The 18,449-nt window shown below is 71.3% G+C and carries 11 protein-coding genes and 1 pseudogene; 8 read left to right on the top strand and 4 right to left on the bottom strand.

All coding sequences use genetic code 11. From position 1 onward, the window contains the following. Window positions 1–53: 53 nt before the first annotated feature. The 7 genes and pseudogenes from dnaG to PYS65_RS24955 all read left to right on the top strand — a co-directional run bounded on the left by dnaG (window position 54) and on the right by PYS65_RS24955 (window position 9,212). Entirely contained in the window at window positions 54–1,991 is a 1,938-nt protein-coding gene (dnaG, locus tag PYS65_RS24925; RefSeq protein ID WP_279336172.1) for a DNA primase, read from the top strand. A 43-nt stretch (window positions 1,992–2,034) separates the two neighbouring features. Further along, window positions 2,035–2,157: pseudogene (locus tag PYS65_RS24930) on the top strand (transposase); the annotation flags it as partial. Between the two features lie 330 nt (window positions 2,158–2,487). Next, on the top strand, window positions 2,488–3,021 hold the full coding sequence (locus PYS65_RS24935) for a cupin domain-containing protein (protein ID WP_279336173.1): 534 nt from the start codon (window positions 2,488–2,490) through the stop codon (window positions 3,019–3,021). Beyond that, on the top strand, window positions 3,018–4,958 hold the full coding sequence (locus PYS65_RS24940; protein ID WP_279336174.1) for an acetoacetate--CoA ligase: 1,941 nt from the start codon (window positions 3,018–3,020) through the stop codon (window positions 4,956–4,958). The genes PYS65_RS24935 and PYS65_RS24940 overlap by 4 nt, the downstream gene beginning before the upstream one ends. 89 nt (window positions 4,959–5,047) lie before the next feature. Continuing rightward, on the top strand, window positions 5,048–5,923 hold the full coding sequence (locus tag PYS65_RS24945; protein ID WP_387038634.1) for a 3-hydroxybutyryl-CoA dehydrogenase: 876 nt from the start codon (window positions 5,048–5,050) through the stop codon (window positions 5,921–5,923). Between the two features lie 45 nt (window positions 5,924–5,968). Then, complete coding sequence (locus PYS65_RS24950) at window positions 5,969–7,147, top strand: thiolase family protein (protein ID WP_279336175.1); 1,179 nt, start codon at window positions 5,969–5,971, stop codon at window positions 7,145–7,147. A gap of 154 nt (window positions 7,148–7,301) precedes the next feature. Continuing rightward, window positions 7,302–9,212: a helix-turn-helix domain-containing protein gene (locus PYS65_RS24955; protein WP_279336176.1), complete on the top strand. Its 1,911-nt coding sequence runs from the start codon at window positions 7,302–7,304 to the stop codon at window positions 9,210–9,212. A 40-nt stretch (window positions 9,213–9,252) separates the two neighbouring features. Here PYS65_RS24955 and PYS65_RS24960 read toward each other — a convergent pair whose 3' ends face one another. After that, the gene (locus PYS65_RS24960; RefSeq protein ID WP_279336177.1) at window positions 9,253–10,608 is read right to left on the bottom strand and encodes a GntP family permease; all 1,356 of its coding nucleotides are present in this window, start codon (window positions 10,606–10,608) and stop codon (window positions 9,253–9,255) included. A 1,106-nt stretch (window positions 10,609–11,714) separates the two neighbouring features. Here PYS65_RS24960 and PYS65_RS24965 point away from each other — a divergent pair. Then, complete coding sequence (locus PYS65_RS24965; protein ID WP_279336178.1) at window positions 11,715–12,992, top strand: sigma-70 family RNA polymerase sigma factor; 1,278 nt, start codon at window positions 11,715–11,717, stop codon at window positions 12,990–12,992. Window positions 12,993–13,151: 159 nt separating this feature from the next. Here PYS65_RS24965 and PYS65_RS24970 read toward each other — a convergent pair whose 3' ends face one another. From PYS65_RS24970 to PYS65_RS24980, 3 genes are all read right to left on the bottom strand, one after another. After that, window positions 13,152–15,095: an ABC transporter ATP-binding protein gene (locus tag PYS65_RS24970; RefSeq protein ID WP_279336179.1), complete on the bottom strand. Its 1,944-nt coding sequence runs from the start codon at window positions 15,093–15,095 to the stop codon at window positions 13,152–13,154. After that, window positions 15,095–16,828, bottom strand: coding sequence for an ABC transporter ATP-binding protein (locus PYS65_RS24975; RefSeq protein WP_279336180.1), 1,734 nt, complete (start codon window positions 16,826–16,828; stop codon window positions 15,095–15,097). Before PYS65_RS24975 ends, PYS65_RS24970 begins: the two co-directional genes overlap by 1 nt. 163 nt (window positions 16,829–16,991) lie before the next feature. Further along, window positions 16,992–18,446 (bottom strand): xylulokinase, encoded by a 1,455-nt coding sequence (locus PYS65_RS24980; RefSeq protein ID WP_279336181.1) that lies wholly within the window; start codon window positions 18,444–18,446, stop codon window positions 16,992–16,994. Window positions 18,447–18,449 lie beyond the last annotated feature (3 nt).

Consider the following 18,449-nt stretch of genomic DNA (forward strand, 5'->3'; position numbering starts at 1 on the left):
CCGGGGCGGACGCCTCGGATCCGGCTCCCGGCGGACCACCGTAGACTTCCAGCGTGGCTGGACGGATCAACGACGAGGACGTGAAGGCGGTACGGGACGCGGTCCCGATCGACGCCGTGGTGTCCGAGTACCTCCAGCTGCGCGGCGCCGGCGGCGGCAACCTCAAGGGCCTGTGCCCGTTCCACGACGAGAAGTCGCCGTCCTTCCAGGTGAGCCCGAGCAAGGGACTCTTCCACTGCTTCGGCTGCCAGGAGGGCGGCGACACCATCACGTTCGTGATGAAGGTCGACCACCTCTCCTTCTCCGAGGCGGTCGAGCGCCTGGCCGCCCAGGCCGGCATCACCCTGCGCTACGAGGAGGGCGGGTACAACCCGGCCCACCAGCGCGGCGAGCGCATCCGCCTGGTCGAGGCCCACCGGATCGCCGCCGACTGGTACGTGGAGCAGCTCGCGACCTCCCCCGAGGCGGACACCGGCCGCGCCTTCCTCGCCGAGCGGGGCTTCGACCAGGAGGCCGCCCGGCACTTCTCCGTCGGCTACAGCCCCCAGGGCTGGGACCACCTCACCCGCTTCCTGCGCGGCAAGGGCTTCACCGACAAGGAGCTGCTGCTCTCCGGCCTGTCCCAGGAGGGCCGCCGCGGCCCCATCGACCGCTTCCGCGGCCGGCTGATGTGGCCCATCCGCGACATCGGCGGCGAGGTCGTCGGCTTCGGCGCCCGCAAGCTGTACGAGACGGACAACGGCCCCAAGTACCTCAACACCCCCGAGACGGCGATCTACAAGAAGTCCCAGGTCCTGTACGGCATCGACCTGGCGAAGAAGGACATCGCCAAGTCGTCCCGCGCGGTCGTCGTCGAGGGCTACACCGACGTCATGGCCTGCCACCTCGCCGGTGTCACCACCGCCATCGCGACCTGCGGCACCGCCTTCGGCAACGACCACATCAAGATCCTGCGCCGACTGCTGATGGACAACGGATCGGCCCGGGTGATCTTCACCTTCGACGGTGACGCGGCCGGCCAGAAGGCGGCCCTGCGCGCCTTCGAGGACGACCAGAAGTTCGCCGCCGAGACCTACATCGCCGTCGCACCCGACGGCATGGACCCCTGCGACCTGCGCCTGGCCAAGGGCGACGAGGCCGTCGCCGATCTCACCGAACCCCGCACCCCGCTCTTCGAGTTCGCGCTCCGCCACATCGTGAGCCGCTACGACCTGGACACCCCGGCCGGCCGCGCCGCCGCCCTCGACGAGGCCGCCCCGGTCGTCGCCCGCATCAAGAACAGCGGCGCCCAGCACGAGGTCGCCGTCCAGCTCGCCGGCATGCTCGGCATCCTGGACACCCAGTTCGTGGTCAAGCGGGTGGCGCAGCTCGCCCGCTGGGCCCGCGACCGCGGCGGCAAGGGCCCCGCCCCCGACGACCGCCGGCAGCGCGGCCGGGACGGCGGGCCGCAGCAGTACGCCTCCGGCCCGCAGCCCGCACTCCCGCGGGGCCCCGCCCTCAACCTGCGCAACCCCGTCTTCGCCACCGAACGGGAACTGCTCAAGCTCGCCCTCCAGCACCCCGCCCTGGTCTCCCCGGCCTTCGACGCCTACGGCGTCGACGAGTTCACCGCCCCGGTCTACGCGGCCGTGCGCCAGGCCGTCCTGGAGGCGGGCGGTGCCGAGTACGGCGCCCAGGACCCGCAGGAGTACCTGATCCGGGTCCGCGACGCCGCCCCCGACGACACCGTCCGCGCCATGGTCACCGAACTCGCCGTCGAGGCGATCATGCTGCACCGGGGCGTCAAGGAGGTCGACGAGAACTACGCGGGCGCCCAGCTGGTCACCGTCCGCCGCCGTGCCGTCGAGCGCCGTGTCCGCGAGGTCGCCGGCCGGCTGACCCGGCTCGCCTCCCAGGGCGACCCCGCCGAACTGGCCTCCGTGCAGAACGAACTGTGGGTCCTCCAGCAGTACGACCAGTCCCTGCGCGAACACGGAGCGGCGGCCCTCTAGTGCGCCGGCAGCGGTTCGTGTCCTGAGCCGCGTTTTCGGTGGTGGCAGCGGCGGGCGCCGGCACGGCGACCGCGAGGTGCCGGCCGCGATCGTGTCCGTGGCGACGTCGGGGTGCATGTGGCAGCAGTTGCCCGTGGCCTCGTTCGGGCTGTCGCACCGGACGGCCCGAACTGATCCAGGCCGCGCTCGTTCTTCGCGGCCTGGAACGCCTCCTCGATCGCCCGGCGCGGTCCAGTTGCCCGGCCGACCGCAGGCACCGGCGGAACTCCGGGGGGTGCCGCCCGCGCCTCGCCGTTCCCGAGATCAGGGAAAGCCGGGTGGGACGCGTGAGGACCGGCACACGTCCGGCGCACCGGACGGTATGTGCTCCAGCACAGGGGGACGCTCGCTTCTCTGTGCTGCGAACGGATCGTGCCCGCCTGTGCTGTGGCTTTGACTGAGGGGCGCGTCGGCCGGTCCCTGCCCGCCGCGCGATCCGTCGGTCAGGAGGACAATGATGTTGCATCCGAACCTTGTGGTAACCGGCCGTGTCGAGGGCAAGTCGGTTTTCGTCGACGAGCAGCCGCTCGAACCCGCGCAGACCCCGGCCCTTCCCGGCCTGGAGGTCTTCCTTGCCTGGGGAACGGCGGACGGCGGAGCGTCCAATGCCGAGACCGAGCCCGAGGCGGTCCTCGCCCCGTACTTTCCCGGGGCCGGCGGCACTCGCCTGCTGCTGGTGACCTGGCCTCCGGCGACCGCCGGCGAACCCACCGACCCGCAGCCCGCAACGCCTTGGGCCGAGGAGATCCTCGCCGGTCTGGTGGCCACCGTTGAGAAGGATCACCCCGGTATGCACACCAGCGCCACCCTGGATTACGGCGTCGTCCTGTCGGGAGAGATGTGGCTGGAACTGGACGACGGAGCGGAGCGTCGCCTCCCCGCGGGGACCTGTGTGGTGCAGCGGGGCACCAGGCACCGCTGGAGCAACCGTGGCACCGAGCCCGCCACGATGGCCTTCGTCCTCATCGGTGCCGCCGAGGACGCGCAGTGACCGGGCCGGCGGGGCTGGAGCTGGACGCGTCAGCCCTGGGAGGTTTCTGCCGTTGGCTCCGGAAGAACCGTGACCTGGACGTGTCGGACTACGGAGAGCTGCACCGCTGGTCGGTGACCGACCTGTCCGGTTTCTGGTCCGCCGTGCAGCAGTACCTCGACGTTCCCTTCCGGACCGCCTACCGGGAGGTACTGGCGGAGGAGCGGATGCCCGGAGCGCGCTGGTTCCCCGGCGTCCGCACCAACTACGCCGACGGACTGCTGACGGACGGCGATCCGCAGGAACCGGCACTGATCACCGTCCGCGAAGACGGCAGCACCGAGGCCCTGACCACCGGCGAGTTCCGCCGCCGGGTGGCGGCCCTCGCCCGCTCCCTGACCTCACTCGGAGTCGGGGTGGGCGACCGTGTCGTCGGCTACCTGCCGAACGTCGGTGAGTCGGCGGTCGCCTTCTACGCGGCCGCCAGCATCGGCGCGGTCTGGGCCTCGGTCGGCTCGGACTACGGACCGGACGCCGCGGCGGCCCGGTTGGGCCAACTGACGCCGAAGGTGCTGATCGCCGTCGACGGATACCGCTACGCCGGTGTCGACCGGGATTGCGGGCCGGCCGTGGCGACGCTGCGGGAGGCGATCGGTCCCGCTCACACGGTCATCGTGCCCCGGCTCGGCTCCACGGTGGCGCCGGACTGCCTCGACTGGCGGGAACTGACGGTGGGCGAGGCCACCCTGGAACCCGTGGCCGTACCGTTCGACCACCCGCTGTGGGTGCTGTTCTCCTCCGGGACCACCGGCATCCCCAAGGGCATCGTGCACAGCCACGGCGGCGTCCAGCTGGAGATGTACAAGACCCTCAGGCTGCAGTGGGACCTCGGTACCGGCAGCCGACTGCTGTGGGCGACCTCGCCGAGCTGGGTCATCTGGACGCTGCTGGTCTCCGCGCCGCTGGTGGGAGCCACCGCGGTGCTGTACGACGGCAGCCCGACATTCCCTGACACCGCAGGACTGTGGCGGGCGGCGTCCGCGCACCGGGTCACGCACTTCGGGACGAGCCCGGGCTTCCTGGCCGCCTGCGAACGTTCGGGAGTCCTCCCCGGCCGGCTGTGCGATCTGTCCGCTCTCCGGCAGATCATCGCGACCGGCTCACCCGTGCCGCCCTCGGCCAACGGGTGGGTGTCCGCGCACGTCGGGGAGCAGGTCCCCCTCGTCGCGATCAGCGGCGGAACCGACGTGGTGGGAGCATTCGTCGGCGGTGCGCCGACCGTCCCGGTGGTCCCCGGTGAGATCTCGGCCCCCTGTCTGGGGGTCAAGGTCGAGGCCTGGGATCCGCAGGGACGGGCCCTGGTGAACGAGGTGGGGGAACTCGTCGTGACCCGCCCGATGCCCAGCATGCCCGTCGCGTTGTGGGGAGACGAGTCCGGGGAGCGCTACCGGCAGGCGTACTTCGACACCTACCCCGGCACGTGGCGGCACGGCGACTGGATCACCGTCACAGACCGGAACTCGGTCGTGATCCACGGCCGATCGGACGCCACACTCAACCGCAATGGCGTCCGTATGGGCAGCGCCGACATCTACGCCGCCGTCGAGGAGCTCCCCGAGGTGCACGAAGCGCTCGTCATCGGAGCGGAACTGCCCGACGGCGGCTACTGGATGCCCCTCTTCGTCGCCCTCCGCGACGGCGTGGAACTCGACGACGGCCTGCGCGACCGCATCCGTCGGGCAATCCGGCGACAGGCTTCGCCACGACACGTACCCGACGAGATCGTGGCGGTGCCGGCCATCCCGCACACGAAGACCGGCAAGAAGCTGGAGGTCCCGCTCAAACGGATCCTCCTGGGCGCGGAACCCGGTGCCGTGGTCGCACCCGCTGCCGTGGACGCCCCGGAGGCACTGGACTTCTTCGTCCGGCTGGCCGAGCGCCGGTCGGCGCGTGCGTGACCCGGCCCCGGCGGCCGCCCGCGCGGCATCACGGACCGCGGCCGGCCGCGGCGCGGACCGACCCCATCCGACACCCTCACCCGGAAAGCATGGACATGGACACGAAGAAGGTGGACCGTCTCGGCGTGGTCGGCTGCGGCCTGATGGGCTCCGGCATCGCGCAGGTCGCCGCGGTCGCGGGCCTGGACGTCCTCGTCGCGGAGACGAGCCGCGAAGCCGTCGAGGCGGGCAAGCGCCGGATCACCGCCTCTCTGGACCGAGGCGTGCAGCGGGGCAGACTCACCGAGGAGCAGCGCGAGACGGCGCTCGGACGCATGGCGTTCACCACCGACGTGGGGGACCTGGGCGACCGGCAGTTCGTCATCGAGGCCGTGGTGGAGCACCCCGAGGCCAAGAGCGAGGTCATGCGGGCCCTCGACAAGGCGCTGACCAGCCCCGACGCCATCCTGGCCACCAACACCTCCTCCCTCCCCGTCGTCGACCTGGCCGTGGCCACCCGGCGACCCGCACACGTCGTCGGCGTGCACTTCTTCAACCCGGTCCCGGTCCAGCGGCTGGTGGAGGTGATCCCCGCGGTGACCACCAGCAAGGAGACCTACGCGCGCGCCCGTGACTTCGTCACCGGTCGGCTGGGCAAGGAGGTCATCCGTGCTCCCGACCGCTCCGGCTTCGTGGTGAACGCCCTGCTCGTGCCGTACATGATGTCCGCGGTGCGCATGCTCGAAGCGGGATCCGCCTCGGCCTCGGACATCGACCGGGGCATGGAACTCGGCTGCGCTCACCCGATGGGCCCGCTGCGCCTGCTCGACTTCGTCGGACTGGACACCGCGCAGGCCGCGGCGGAATCCATGTACGAGGAGTACAAGGAGCCCCTCTACGCTCCCCCCGCTCTCCTGCGCCGCATGGTCGCCGCCGGCCACCTGGGCCGCAAGAGCGGTCGAGGCTTCTACGACTACGCCCCCTGACGCTCCGCACACGGCACTCGTCCGCTGTCCGAAAGGAAACCCTCCATGCCCGCAGAAACCGTCGTCGTGATCGATGGTGCCCGTACCCCGGTAGGCAGCTTCGGCGGCGCCTTCAAGGACACCCCGGCACATCGGCTCGGTGCCGTGGCCGCCCGCGAGGCCCTCACCCGTGCGGGGGTGGCGCCCGAAACCATCGACGAAGTGGTGATGGGGTGTATCGGCCAGGTGGGCGCGGACGCCTACAACGCACGCCGGGTCGCCCTGGACGCCGGGCTGCCCGTCGGCATCCCCGCCTACACCGTGAACCGGCTGTGCGGCAGTGGTCTCCAGGCGGTCTGGTCGGCCGCCATGCAGATGCGTTGGGGAGCAGCCGACATCGCGCTGGCAGGCGGCGACGAGAACATGTCCCGGATGCCGTTCTACGACTTCGGCGCGCGAGCCGGACACCGCCTGGGCGACCGCACCCTGGCCGACGGCACGGTCATGATGCTGACCGACCCCGTCCACGGCGTGCACATGGGCGTGACGGCGGAGAACGTGGCCGCGAAGTACGGCGTCTCCCGTGCGGAGCAGGACGCTTTCGCACTGCGGTCCCAGCAGCGCGCCGCCACGGCCGCGGCCCGGGCCGCGTTCGCCGAGGAGATCACTCCCGTGACGACCGGCGGCCGGGAGCCGTCCGTTGTGGGCACCGACGAGCACCCCCGGCCCGAGACCACCCTGGAGCGACTGGCCGGTCTGCGTCCGGCGTTCCAGAAGGACGGCACCGTGACCGCAGGCAACGCGTCCGGCATCAATGACGGGGCCGCCGCCCTCGTCCTCGCCCGGGGTGAGGTGGCCGCGGAGCACGCCCTGACGCCATTGGTCAGTCTGGAGGCGGTGGCCACGGCGGCCGTGGAGCCGGAGCTGATGGGATACGCACCGGTGCCGGCGCTGAAAAGGCTGTTCGAGAAGACCGGCACGAAACCGTCCGACATCGACGTCGTCGAACTCAATGAGGCGTTCGCAGCCCAGGCCGTCGCAGTCATCCGGGACGCCGGACTGGACGCGGAGAAGGTCAACCCGTACGGCGGCGCCATCGCTCTGGGACACCCTGTGGGTGCGACCGGCGCCATCCTCACCCTGCGGCTGGCCAAGGACCTGGCCCGGCGCGACCTGGAACTGGGCGTCGTCACGATGTGCATCGGCGGCGGACAGGCACTCGCCGCCCTCTTCCGCCGGGTCTGACGCGAAAGGCGTCTCCACCGAGGCCGGCCCCTGAGCCACCTGTCCCGCCCGTCCCGCCGGTCGGGGCCCGTCCGCACGGAGAGGAGCGGCCGACTGCCTTACGGTGGGTCTGCGGCGGGACGGGCGGGCCCGGCCCCCCGAGGAGAAGAAAGACATGACGCGGCACACCTTCTTGCGGCTCTTGGTCGAAGGAGCCCCGGCCGTCGCCTACGAGGACGCTCTGCGCGTGGCCCTGGCGGCCCCCGGGGCGAACAGGGGCGAACTGCTGAGCGAGTACCACCTCGCGCTGCTGCTGCGCGACCGGTTCGACGTCCAGCAGGCCCGGCACGAGACCCAGCGGGCCCTGCTGACCTGTGCGACGGAGCTGGTCGAAGTCACCAGCGACGTCGACAGGGTGCTGACCTCCATCGTCACCCGCGCACAGCAGCTGCTGAACTGCGACCTCGCCTATCTGAGCCTCAACGACGCCGAGCGCTCGGAGACCTATGTGCGGGTCATGGTCGGAGCGACGACCGGCGACTGGAAGGACGTGCGGATCCCCTTCGGGGTGGGGATCGGCGGCAAGGTCGCCGAGACGGCCGCGCCCTTCGCCACGCCCGACTACTTCCACGACGAGCGCCTCGACCACGACGCCGCCGTGGACCGGTCCGCGCGGGCCGAACGCCAGGTGGCGATCCTCGGCGTCCCGCTGGTGCACCGCGGTCACGTCATCGGTGTCCTCTACGCGTCCAACCGGACAGCCGGAGCCTTCCCGCCGGAGTCGGTGCTCCTGCTCAGCTCCTTCGCCGCCCTGGCCGCCGTGGCGATCGAGCGCGCCCAGCTCCTTGACGACAAGGAGCAAGCCCTGCAAGCCGCCCGCAGGGCCAACGCCGCGCTGGAGGAGCGCACCCGCGCCACTGCCCGCGAGGTGGCCGCCCACGACCGCAGCATGGACCTCGTCCTGCAGGGAGGGGGATTGCAGGAGGTCGTCGACGCCGCACGGACTTTCCTCGGCGGCTGCCTGGCCGTCGTCGACGAACTGAACGCCCCGGTCATGTGGACCGACGGCACACCCGAGGACCGGCTTCACGCGATGATCACGGCAGCCCGCCGCCCGAGGACGGGTACCGGGCGCAGCGAACACGTCGACGGCTGCTGGGTGACGGTCCTGACCGCGGGCAGCAGTTCCCTCGGTGCCCTGGTCTGGGACCCGGAGACACCCACGGAGGACACCACCGCTGTCGACGTGCGCCTGCTGGAGCGCACAGCGGTGGTGGCGGCGCTGCTGCAGCTGTTCACCCGCAGTCTCGCCGCGGCGGAGGCACGCGTGCGCGGCGACCTCCTCGACGACCTGCTGAGCGGCACAGGCCGGGCCGGAACGGCGCTGGACGAACGTGCCCAGCGACTGGGCTACCAGCCGCACGGACCCCACACGGTTCTCGTCACCCACGCACCCGCCCGCCAGCTCCCCCTCCTGTCCACGGCCACGGCGGAGATGGCGGCGTCACGCAAGGGCCTCAGCACGGTCCGGGACGGCTTCGCGGTGCTGGCCCTGCCCTCGTCGGACGCGGCACTGACCGGCAGGCAGATCGCCGGATCGCTGTCCCTCCGTCTCGGCACCCCGGTCACCGTGGGAGCCGCTGGGCCCGTCACCGACTCCGGCGGCCTCCCGGGTGCCTACGGGGAAGCCCTGGCCTGCGCTCGGGCGCTGCTACGGCTGGAACGCGCGGGAGACTCGGCGACCGTCCGGGAACTGGGTTACACCGGTCTGCTGCTCGGAGGAGCGGCCACGGTCAGCGGTTTCGTCGACCGCATGCTCGGGCCGGTCGTCCGCCACGACGAACAGCGCGACACCGAACTGCTCACCACCCTGGAGACGTACTTCGCCACGGGACGCAGTCCGGCCCGCAGCGCGGACCATCTGCATGTGCATCCGAACACCGTCACCCAGCGACTGGACCGTATCAAGCGCCTCCTCGACCTCGACTGGTCCGACCCGGACAAGACGCTGGACCTCCAGCTCGCTCTGCGTCTGAACCGGGTACTGCGGCCGCATTCCGCCGATCGCGAGTACGGACAGCAGTAGCCGCCCGGGCAGGCCGGGTGGCCACTGCTGCCCGTCGGCCTCAGAGCAGAAGACTGAGGCCGGCCACGGCGGCGAACGACGTGAAGCCCATGAGCGTCGTCATGACGGTCCACGACCGCAGGCTGTCCTTCTCGGGTATCCCGAACAGCCTGGTGACGAGCCAGTAGCCGGCGTCGTTGACGTGCGAGGTCGAGATGGCTCCGGCACTGATCGCGACGACCAGGGCGGCGACCTGTCCGTCGGGCAGCCCGGCCTTCTCCACGAGGCCGGCCACGATCCCGGCGGCCGCCACGGTGGCCACTGTGGCGGACCCCTGGGCCAGCCGCAGCAGGTAGGCGATCACGAACGCCAGGAGGATCAACGGCAGGCCTGACCCGGCCAGTCCCTCGGCCAGGATCTTCCCGATCCCACTGGCGGTGAGCACCGACCCGAACACGCCACCCGCCCCGACGACGAGGAGGATCATGCCGACCGGACGCAGCGCGCTGTCGGCGACCTGCGTGAGGTTCGTCCTGCTCCAGCCGTACCGGGAGCTGAGCACCACCATGGCGAACAGCACACCGATCAGCAGGGCGATCAGCGGCGACCCGATGAATCCCGCGATCTTCGTGAAGGCGTTGTCCGCGCCGTCGACCAGCAGCGAGGAGAACGTCTGCACCAGGATCAGTCCGATGGGCACGGCGATGATGGTCACGACCGTGCCCAGACCCAGCGCCGATGCGCCGGCGGCCGGTGAGGCGAGCGCCGCCGCGTCCTCGTGCCGGCCGGTGGTGCCGAGCGCGGGCTGGAGGACCGGGACTTCGATACGCCGGGCGATCCACCTGGCATAGACGAAGCCGACCAGGTACGCCGGTACGGTACAGACCGCTCCGATCAGGATGACCAGACCGATGTTGGCGCCCATCAGTCCGGACGCGGCGACCGGGCCGGGGTGCGGCGGCAGGAGACCGTGCACGATCGCCAGGCCGCCGGCGGCGGGAAGTGCGTACCAGAGCATGCCCTTGCGCCCGGACGCAGCAGCGGCGAAGACGAGGGGAGCGATGACGAGCACACCGACGTCGAAGAAGACCGGAATGCCGAAGATGATGCCGGTGAGTCCCAGCGCTGCCGGCGCCCGACGCTCACCGAACCATCCCAGCAGCCGGTCGGCCAGCACGCGTGCGCCGCCCGAGACCTCCAGCAGTTTGCCCAACAGCGCGCCGAGCCCCACGATCGGCGCGACGTGGGCGAGTGATCTCCCGACACCGTCCTCCATGGCCGGCACGATCTCGGCGAGCGGTATCCCGGCCGCGAAGGCGACCACCGCACTGACCAGCAGGAGGGACACGAACGGCTCGACCCGCACCCGGATGATCAGGAAGAGCAGGACGGCGATGCCGATCGCGGCGACGGTCATGAGATAAGCCGGTGACGAGGTCATGACCGCGCCCCCACGAGGTCCGAGCACGGCTCGTGCACAGAGGGCCGGGACACCCGGGCCACCGCGGCGCTGTGCGCGTCGGTCAGGCAACGGCCCATCAGGTCGTGACCGACCGGATACCCAGTCAGTCCCATATCTTCGGGCACGCTCATCGGCGGCATAGGAGTCTCCTTTGACTGCTCCGGTCGAACGACACCGGACCTGCGGCTCAAGCTCGCGACGAGGCTAAGTAGCGGCCGCGGCGGAGTCTGCGGGCCCGAACCCACAACCGCAGAGCACTCTGTGTGCTGGAGGACATCGACAGGCCGACGACGGCTCACGACCTGGTTCGAGATACCGCTGCCGGCAGTTGCGCGCCGCTTCGTCCGGGGGCCGGCCGTGACCGGACGCAATGCGGTGGCAGTGCCTCCCGAGCTCCTGCTTGGATGCCCGGCTCGGCTTCCTCCCTGTGGCCAGGGCAATGATCGCCGAACCCGTCGAGCAGCCACTGGCAGGCAGGCCGTCACCCGTGACGCGACGACGGCCGTACGGGTCGGGTGGATCATGACGTCGGCCTGGGCCCGTGCGGTCTTGTCGCATCCTGCTTTCTGCGACCTGTCCCGTGCACATCCCGGCGGACTGATCGAGGAGTCGGCCTCTCCCTGGCCCACCCGGTGCGGGTCCGCGCTGCGCGAGCGGCGAGGAGACGAGCGCAAGCGGGCAGCCGATTCAGCCGACGCCGCACCAGCACCGAACTGGTGCTCGTCCGACTGGTCGCCTGCTGACCGGCCGGCAGGCGAACCGCCGGCCGTTCCTGCGTGCCGCCCGCTCCAGCAGGCCGCGGACATGGTCCCGCATCCGCCGGCGCAGATCCGCCCGAGCGAACCGGCCCGCCACCCGCGCGAACACTGAAGCCGACTCGGCAGCCCGGAAAGCGACTTCAGCGATTCCCTCCATGCCAGGACAACGACAACCGCCAGCTCAGGACATGAACCGCTGCTGGGGTGCCAGGCGGGATGTGACCGCCGGGTCACCGTGCGGACGCAAAAAGTCATCGCACGCCCCTCGTGGGGACGATGTGTCGTACCCCACACTGGGGTGCGGTGCCTGAGTCCTCGGAGCGCGGCCGATCCGTCCTCGACGGGTCCGGGACCCCCGCGGCCCCGCTCATCGCGTACGGGACGGACAGCGGCGAGGCCGCCGACTCCGCTCCCGAAGTACCGCTGCCGCCCTCCCCGGCAGCGATCATCCTGGAGGTCGCCCCCGTGCAGACCCAGATCCAGAGCCCCACTCCGACCGACGCGCGCACGGTCGGCGCGCGGCCGGAGGCGGACGTCCTGGTGGCCGTGCCCGCGCAGAGCCGGGCCGCCCGCCACCCCGAGACGGAGCCCGAACCGCCGTCCGCGGCGCTCGGACCGGCCGAGCACGTCGAGCCGGCCCCGCCGCCGGCGGCGCGCGCCGACTCCGGCAGCCCCTCATCGGACCTGTTCCGCCAGTACCTGCGGGAGATCGGCCGCATCCCCCTGCTCACCGCGGCCGAGGAGGTCGAACTCGCCCGCCGCGTCGAGGCCGGGCTGTTCGCCGAGGAGAAGCTGCGCCGCACCCCCGACCTGGACAGCAACCTCGCCCTCGACCTGGACCGGCTCGTCGTCATGGGCCGGATGGCCAAGCGGCGGCTGATCGAGTCCAACCTGCGGCTGGTCGTCTCCGTCGCCAAACGGTACGTGGGCCGCGGGCTGACCATGCTGGACCTGGTGCAGGAGGGCAACCTCGGCCTGATCCGGGCCGTGGAGAAGTTCGACTACGCGCGCGGCTACAAGTTCTCCACCTACGCCACCTGGTGGATCCGCCAGGCCATGTCCCGCGCGCTGGCCGACCAGGCCCGAACCATCCGCGTCCCCGTGCACGTCGTCGAGCTCATCAACCGCGTCGTCCGCGTCCAGCGGCGCATGCTGCAGGAACGCGGCTACGAACCGACCGCGCACGAGGTCGCCGACCACCTCGACCTGGCCCCCGAGCGGGTCGGCGAGGTGCTGCGGCTCGCCCAGGAACCGGTCTCCCTGCACGCCCCGGTGGGCGAGGAGGACGACGTGGCCCTCGGCGACCTCATCGAGGACGGCGACGCCACGAGCCCCGTCGAATCGGCCGCGTTCCTGCTGCTCAAGGAGCACCTGGAGGCGGTCCTGTCGACGCTGGGGGAGCGGGAGCGCAAGGTCGTCCAGCTGCGGTACGGGCTGGTCGACGGGCGCCCCCGCACCCTGGAGGAGATAGGCCGCATCTTCGGCGTCACCCGCGAACGCATCCGCCAGATCGAGTCCAAGACCCTCAACAAACTGAGGGACCACGCCTTCGCCGACCAGCTGCGGGGCTACCTGGACTGACTTTCTCTTCGTCCTCAGGCGCCGGACGGGCTGAAATCAGCCCGTCCGGCGCCTGAGGACCGGGGTCTGGGGCGGAGCCCCCAGGGTCGATGGGGGTCCCCCCTGCTCGAGCGAAGCCGAGAGCTTGGGGGAGGGAAGGAGCGGCGGGGGCGAAGGAAATCAGTCGACCTCCGCCACCGCCTGGGCGAACTGCGCCTGGTACAGCCGGGCATACGCCCCGCCGGCGGCCAGCAGCTCCTGATGCGAGCCCTGCTCCACGATCGCCCCGTTCTCCATGACGAGGATCGTGTCCGCGTCCCGGATCGTGGAGAGCCGGTGCGCGATGACGAACGACGTACGCCCGTGCGCCAGTTTGGCCATCGCCTTCTGGATCAGCACCTCGGTACGCGTGTCCACGGAACTCGTCGCCTCGTCCAGCACCAGGATCACCGGATCGGACAGGAACGCCCGCGCGATGGTGATGAGCTGCTTCTCCCCCGCGCTGACCCCACCGCCCTCGGCGCCCTCGGCCCCTTCGTCGGCGAGCACCGTGTCGTACCCGTCGGGCAGGGTACGGATGAACCGGTCGGCGTGGGCCGCCCGCGCCGCCTCCTCGATCTCACCGCGGGTGACCTCGCGCGCGGCCCCGTAGGCGATGTTCTCCGCGATGGTGCCGCCGAACAGCCAGGTGTCCTGGAGCACCATGCCGATCCCGGCACGCAGTTCGTCCCGGGACATGCGCGCTATGTCGACGCCGTCGAGCGTGATGCGCCCGCCGGACACCTCGTAGAACCGCATCAGCAGGTTGACCAGCGTCGTCTTGCCGGCGCCGGTCGGGCCGACGATGGCCACCGTGTGCCCCGGCTCGACCGTCAGCGACAGGTCCTCGATCAGCGGCTTCTCGGGGTCGTAGCGGAACGCCACGTGCTCCAGCGCCACCCGCCCGCGCGCCTCGGCCGGCCGCTCGGCCGACGAGACGTCGGCCGACTGCTCCTCGGCGTCCAGCAGTTCGAAGACCCGCTCGGCCGACGCGACACCCGACTGCACCAGGTTCGCCATCGAGGCGACCTGCGTCAGCGGCATCGAGAACTGCCGCGAGTACTGGATGAACGCCTGCACGTCACCGATGGACAGCGACCCCGACGCGACCCGCAGCCCGCCGACGACCGCCACCAGCACGTAGTTGAGGTTCGACACGAACATCATCAGCGGCTGCATGATGCCGCTGTTGAACTGCGCCCTGAAACCGGCCTCGTACAGCGCGTCGTTCTGCTCGGCGAACTGCTTCGCCGACTCCTCCTGCCGCCCGAACACCTTCACCAGGGTGTGCCCGGTGTACATCTCCTCGATGTGCGCGTTGAGCGTTCCGGTCGTACGCCACTGCTGCACGAAGTGCGGCTGCGACCGCTTGCCCACGCGGGTGGCGACCACGAACGACAGCGGCACGGTGATCAGCGCGACCAGCGCCAGGATCCAGGAGACGTAGAACATCATCGCCAGCACACCGACGATGGTCAGCAGCGAGTTGATCAGCTGGCCCATCGTCTGCTGGAGCGTCTGCCCGAGGTTGTCGATGTCGTTGGTCGCCCGGCTCAGCACCTCACCGCGCTGCCGCTTGTCGAAGTACGACAGCGGCAGCCGCGACAGCTTCGTCTGCACGTCCTCGCGCATCCGGTACATGGTGCGGTTCACGGCCCCGTTCACCAGCCGCGTCGCCACCGCCATCAGCAGACCGGCGACCCCGAACACCGCCAGCGCGAGCCCGAGGACACCGCCCACGGCGGTGAAGTCGATGCCCTGGCCCGGGGTGAAGTCGGTGCCGCGGAGCATGTCGGCGACACCGCCCTCACCGCGCGCCCGCATCGCGTCGAGCACCTGCTCCTTGGTGGCCCCGGACGGCATGTCCCGTCCGACGACGCCCTCGAAGACCAGGTCGGTGGCCCGGCCGAGGATCTTCGGCCCGACCACGCTGAGGCCCACGCTCAGCACCGTGCAGGCCAGCAGCACCCAGAGGGTCAGGCGTTCCGGCTTGAACTGTGCGACGAGCCGTCTGCCCGACTCCTTGAAGTTCAGCGACTGCTGGTCGGGGCCGCCCCCGGCCATCATCCGCGCTGCTCCCGCCATCAGGCGGCCTCCGCTTCCGTCAGCTGGGAGAGCACGATCTCCCGGTAGGTCTCGTTGTCCGCCATCAGTTCGTGGTGCCGGCCGGTGCCGACGATCCGGCCCTCGTCCAGGACCACGATCCGGTCGGCGTCCCGGATGGTCGCCACCCGCTGGGCGACGATCACCACCGTCGCCTCGGCGGTCGCCTCGGCCAGCGCCGCGCGCAGGGCCGCGTCGGTGGCGTAGTCGAGCGCGGAGAAGGAGTCGTCGAAGAGGTAGATCTCCGGGCGCCGCACCAGCGTCCGCGCGATCGCCAGGCGCTGGCGCTGACCGCCGGACACATTGGTGCCGCCCTGCGCGATCGGCGCGTCGAGCCCGCCCTCCAGCCGCTCGACGAACTCCTTGGCCTGCGCCACCTCCAGCGCGTGCCACAGCTCCGCGTCGGTGGCGTCCGGGTCGCCGTACCGCAGGTTGGTCGCCACCGTCCCCGCGAACAGGTACGGCTTCTGCGGCACCATCCCCACCGTCCTCGCCAGCAGCGCCGGGTCGAGGTCCGCGACGGGCACCCCGTCCACCAGCACCTCGCCCTCGGTCGCGTCGAACAGCCGGGGGACCAGCCCGAGCAGGGTGGACTTGCCACTGCCGGTCGAACCGATGACGGCGGTGACCTCACCGGGACGGGCCACCAGGTCGACCGACTTCAGCACCGGCTCCTCGGCCCCCGGGTAGGAGAAGCCGCCGCCCCGGATCTCCAGATGACCGTGCCGACGCAGCTCGGTGACGGGCGCGGCGGGCGGCACCACGCTCGAGGACGTGTCCAGCACCTCCTGGATGCGCTCCGCGCACACCTCGGCCCGCGGCACCATCATGAACATGAAGGTGGCCATCATCACCGACATGACGATCTGCATCAGATAGGCGAGGAACGCGGTCAGATCACCGATCTGCATCCCGCCGCTGTCGATCCGGTGCGCACCGAACCACACCACCGCGATCGACGACAGGTTCACCACCGTCATCACCACGGGGAACATCAGCGCCATCAGATTGCCGACGCCCAGCGACACCTCGGTCAGCTCGGCGTTGGCCTTCGCGAACCGCCGCTGCTCGTACGCGTCCCGGACGAACGCCCGGATCACCCGGTTGCCGGTGATCTGCTCGCGCAGCACCCGGTTCACCGTGTCGAGCCGCTCCTGCATGGACCGGAACAGCGGACGCAGCCGCCGCACGATCAGCGTCACGCAGATCCCCAGCACCGGCACCACCGCCACCAGCACCCCGGACAGCGGCACGTCCAGGCCGAGCGCCATCACGATGCCGCCCACACACATGATCGGCGCCGACACCATCAGGGTGAACGACATCAGCACCAGCATCTGCACCTGCTGGACGTCGTTCGTCGTACGGGTGATCAGCGAGGGCGCGCCGAAGTGACCGAGCTCACGCGCGGAGAACGACTGCACCTGGTCGAACACGGCCCCCCGCACGTCCCGTCCCAGGGCCGCGGCGGTCCGGGCGCCGTAGTACACGGCCCCGATGTTGCAGACGACCTGGGTCAGCGAGATGCCGATCATCAGGGCGCCGGCGGACAGGATGTAACCGGTGTCCCCCTTGACGACACCGTCGTCGATGATGTCGGCGTTGAGGGTGGGCAGGTAGAGCGTGGCGCAGGTCTGCAGGAACTGCAGCAGCACCAGGAGGGCGATGGGTCTCTTGTACGGCCTGAGGTAGGTCCGTAGAAGTCGTATGAGCACGCTGCATCTCTCGGGTGGTCGGCGGGAGCGATCGGTTGCCCCTGGCCCCCATCGTCGGACACCGCACCGGTGTTACCTCAAACGATTTATTTGCCGCCCGCGGCGTCATGAGCGCGCGCTCATGACGCCGCGCGCGCTCATGACGCGGACCTCCCACCCGTGTTCAGGCCCGGAACGCCCCCGGATGGGTCTGCTCGCGCACCGACACGAACTGCTGGCGCACCGCCTGCCCCACCGCCAGGTCCTCGCCGGGCTCCAGCACCTGCGCCGCCGCGCCCTGCCAGAGCGGCGGCGTACGCGGGTCGAGGGTGCCCTGGGACACCCCGAGCGCCCAGGCCGCCTGCCGGGCGGAGCCGATCGCCGCGTAGTCCGCGGGCTGCGGCACCACCACCTGCGCCCCGAACAGCGCGGGCGCCGCCGCCTGCACCGCGGGCAGCTCCGCGGCCTGCCCCAGCAGGAACACCCGCCGGACCTCCACGCCCCGGCCGCGCAGCACGTCCAGCGCGTCCGCGAGCCCGCACAGCATGCCCTCGAACGCGGCCCGCGCCAGGTGCTCCGGCTTCATCGACTCCCGCCGCAGCCCCGACAGGGTCCCGGCGGTGTGCGGCAGGTTCGGCGTCCGCTCGCCCTCCAGGTAGGGCAGCAGCACCAGCCCGTGCGCACCCGGCGTCGACTTCATCGCCAGGTCGGACAGGCTCTCCAGATCGGGCAGCCCGAGCAGCTCCGCCGTCCCGCGCAGGGTCCGTACGGCGTTCAGCGTGGTGACGACCGGCAGGTGCATCCCGGTGGCGTCCGCCAGCGCGGTGACCATGCCGTCGGGGTCGTAGAGGGCCTCGGGGTGGACGGCCATGACGGACCCGGAGGCGCCCAGCGAGACGACCGCGTCGCCCAGCCCGATCCCGAGCCCGAACGCCGCCGCCATCGTCTCCCCGGTGCCGGCCGAGATCAACAGCCCCTCCGGCGTCGCACCGGCGGCCTCGGCCGGGCCGATCACCTCCGGCAGCAGGGTCTGGTGCCCGAGCGCCAGCTCCACCAGGTCGGGCCGGTAGCCGCCGGTCGCCGCCGCCCAGTAGCCGGTGCCGGAGGCCCCGCCCCGGTCGGTGGTCCGGCGCACCGGACGGCCGAGGAGCTGCCACACCAGCCAGTCGTGCGCCTGCAGCAGCACGGCGGTGCGCGCCGCGTTCTCGGGCTCGGTACGGGCCAGCCAGCGCAGCTTGGTCACCGGGTGCCCGGCCTGCGGCACGCTTCCCACCGCCTGTGCCCACGCCTCCCGGCCGCCCAGCGCGTCGATCAGATCGGCCGCGGCGACCTGGGTCCGCTTGTCGGCGCCGACCATGGCGGGCCGCACGGTGTTGCCCTGGGCGTCCAGCGGCACCAGCGCGTTCGCCTGCGAGGACACCCCGATGGCCTGCACGCCCTCCAGCAGTCCGCCGCCCGCCGCCTCGCCCAGCGAGTACAGCCAGGCCTGCGGGTCGACGTCGGAGGGACGGCCCGTGCCCTGGGGGTTCTCCACCGGATGCGGCGCGTACCCCTGTTTGAGCACGGTTCCGGTGTCCGCGTCACAGACGACGATACGAGTGAAATCGGGCGCACTGTCCAACCCGGCGACTATCCCCATGGC

It is taken from the genome of Streptomyces cathayae (genome assembly GCF_029760955.1).
GTDB lineage: Bacteria > Actinomycetota > Actinomycetes > Streptomycetales > Streptomycetaceae > Streptomyces > Streptomyces cathayae.

Bases quoted from the DNA above. Each gene is read 5' to 3' on its own strand.
- PYS65_RS24935 (WP_279336173.1), top strand. From the start codon at position 2,488: ATGTTGCATCCGAACCTTGTGGTAACCGGCCGTGTCGAGGGCAAGTCG.
- PYS65_RS24945 (WP_387038634.1), top strand. From the start codon at position 5,048: ATGGACATGGACACGAAGAAGGTGGACCGTCTCGGCGTGGTCGGCTGC.
- PYS65_RS24950 (WP_279336175.1), top strand. From the start codon at position 5,969: ATGCCCGCAGAAACCGTCGTCGTGATCGATGGTGCCCGTACCCCGGTA.
- PYS65_RS24955 (WP_279336176.1), top strand. From the start codon at position 7,302: ATGACGCGGCACACCTTCTTGCGGCTCTTGGTCGAAGGAGCCCCGGCC.
- PYS65_RS24960 (WP_279336177.1), bottom strand. From the start codon at position 10,608: ATGACCGTCGCCGCGATCGGCATCGCCGTCCTGCTCTTCCTGATCATC.
- PYS65_RS24970 (WP_279336179.1), bottom strand. From the start codon at position 15,095: ATGGCGGGAGCAGCGCGGATGATGGCCGGGGGCGGCCCCGACCAGCAG.
- PYS65_RS24980 (WP_279336181.1), bottom strand. From the start codon at position 18,446: ATGGGGATAGTCGCCGGGTTGGACAGTGCGCCCGATTTCACTCGTATC.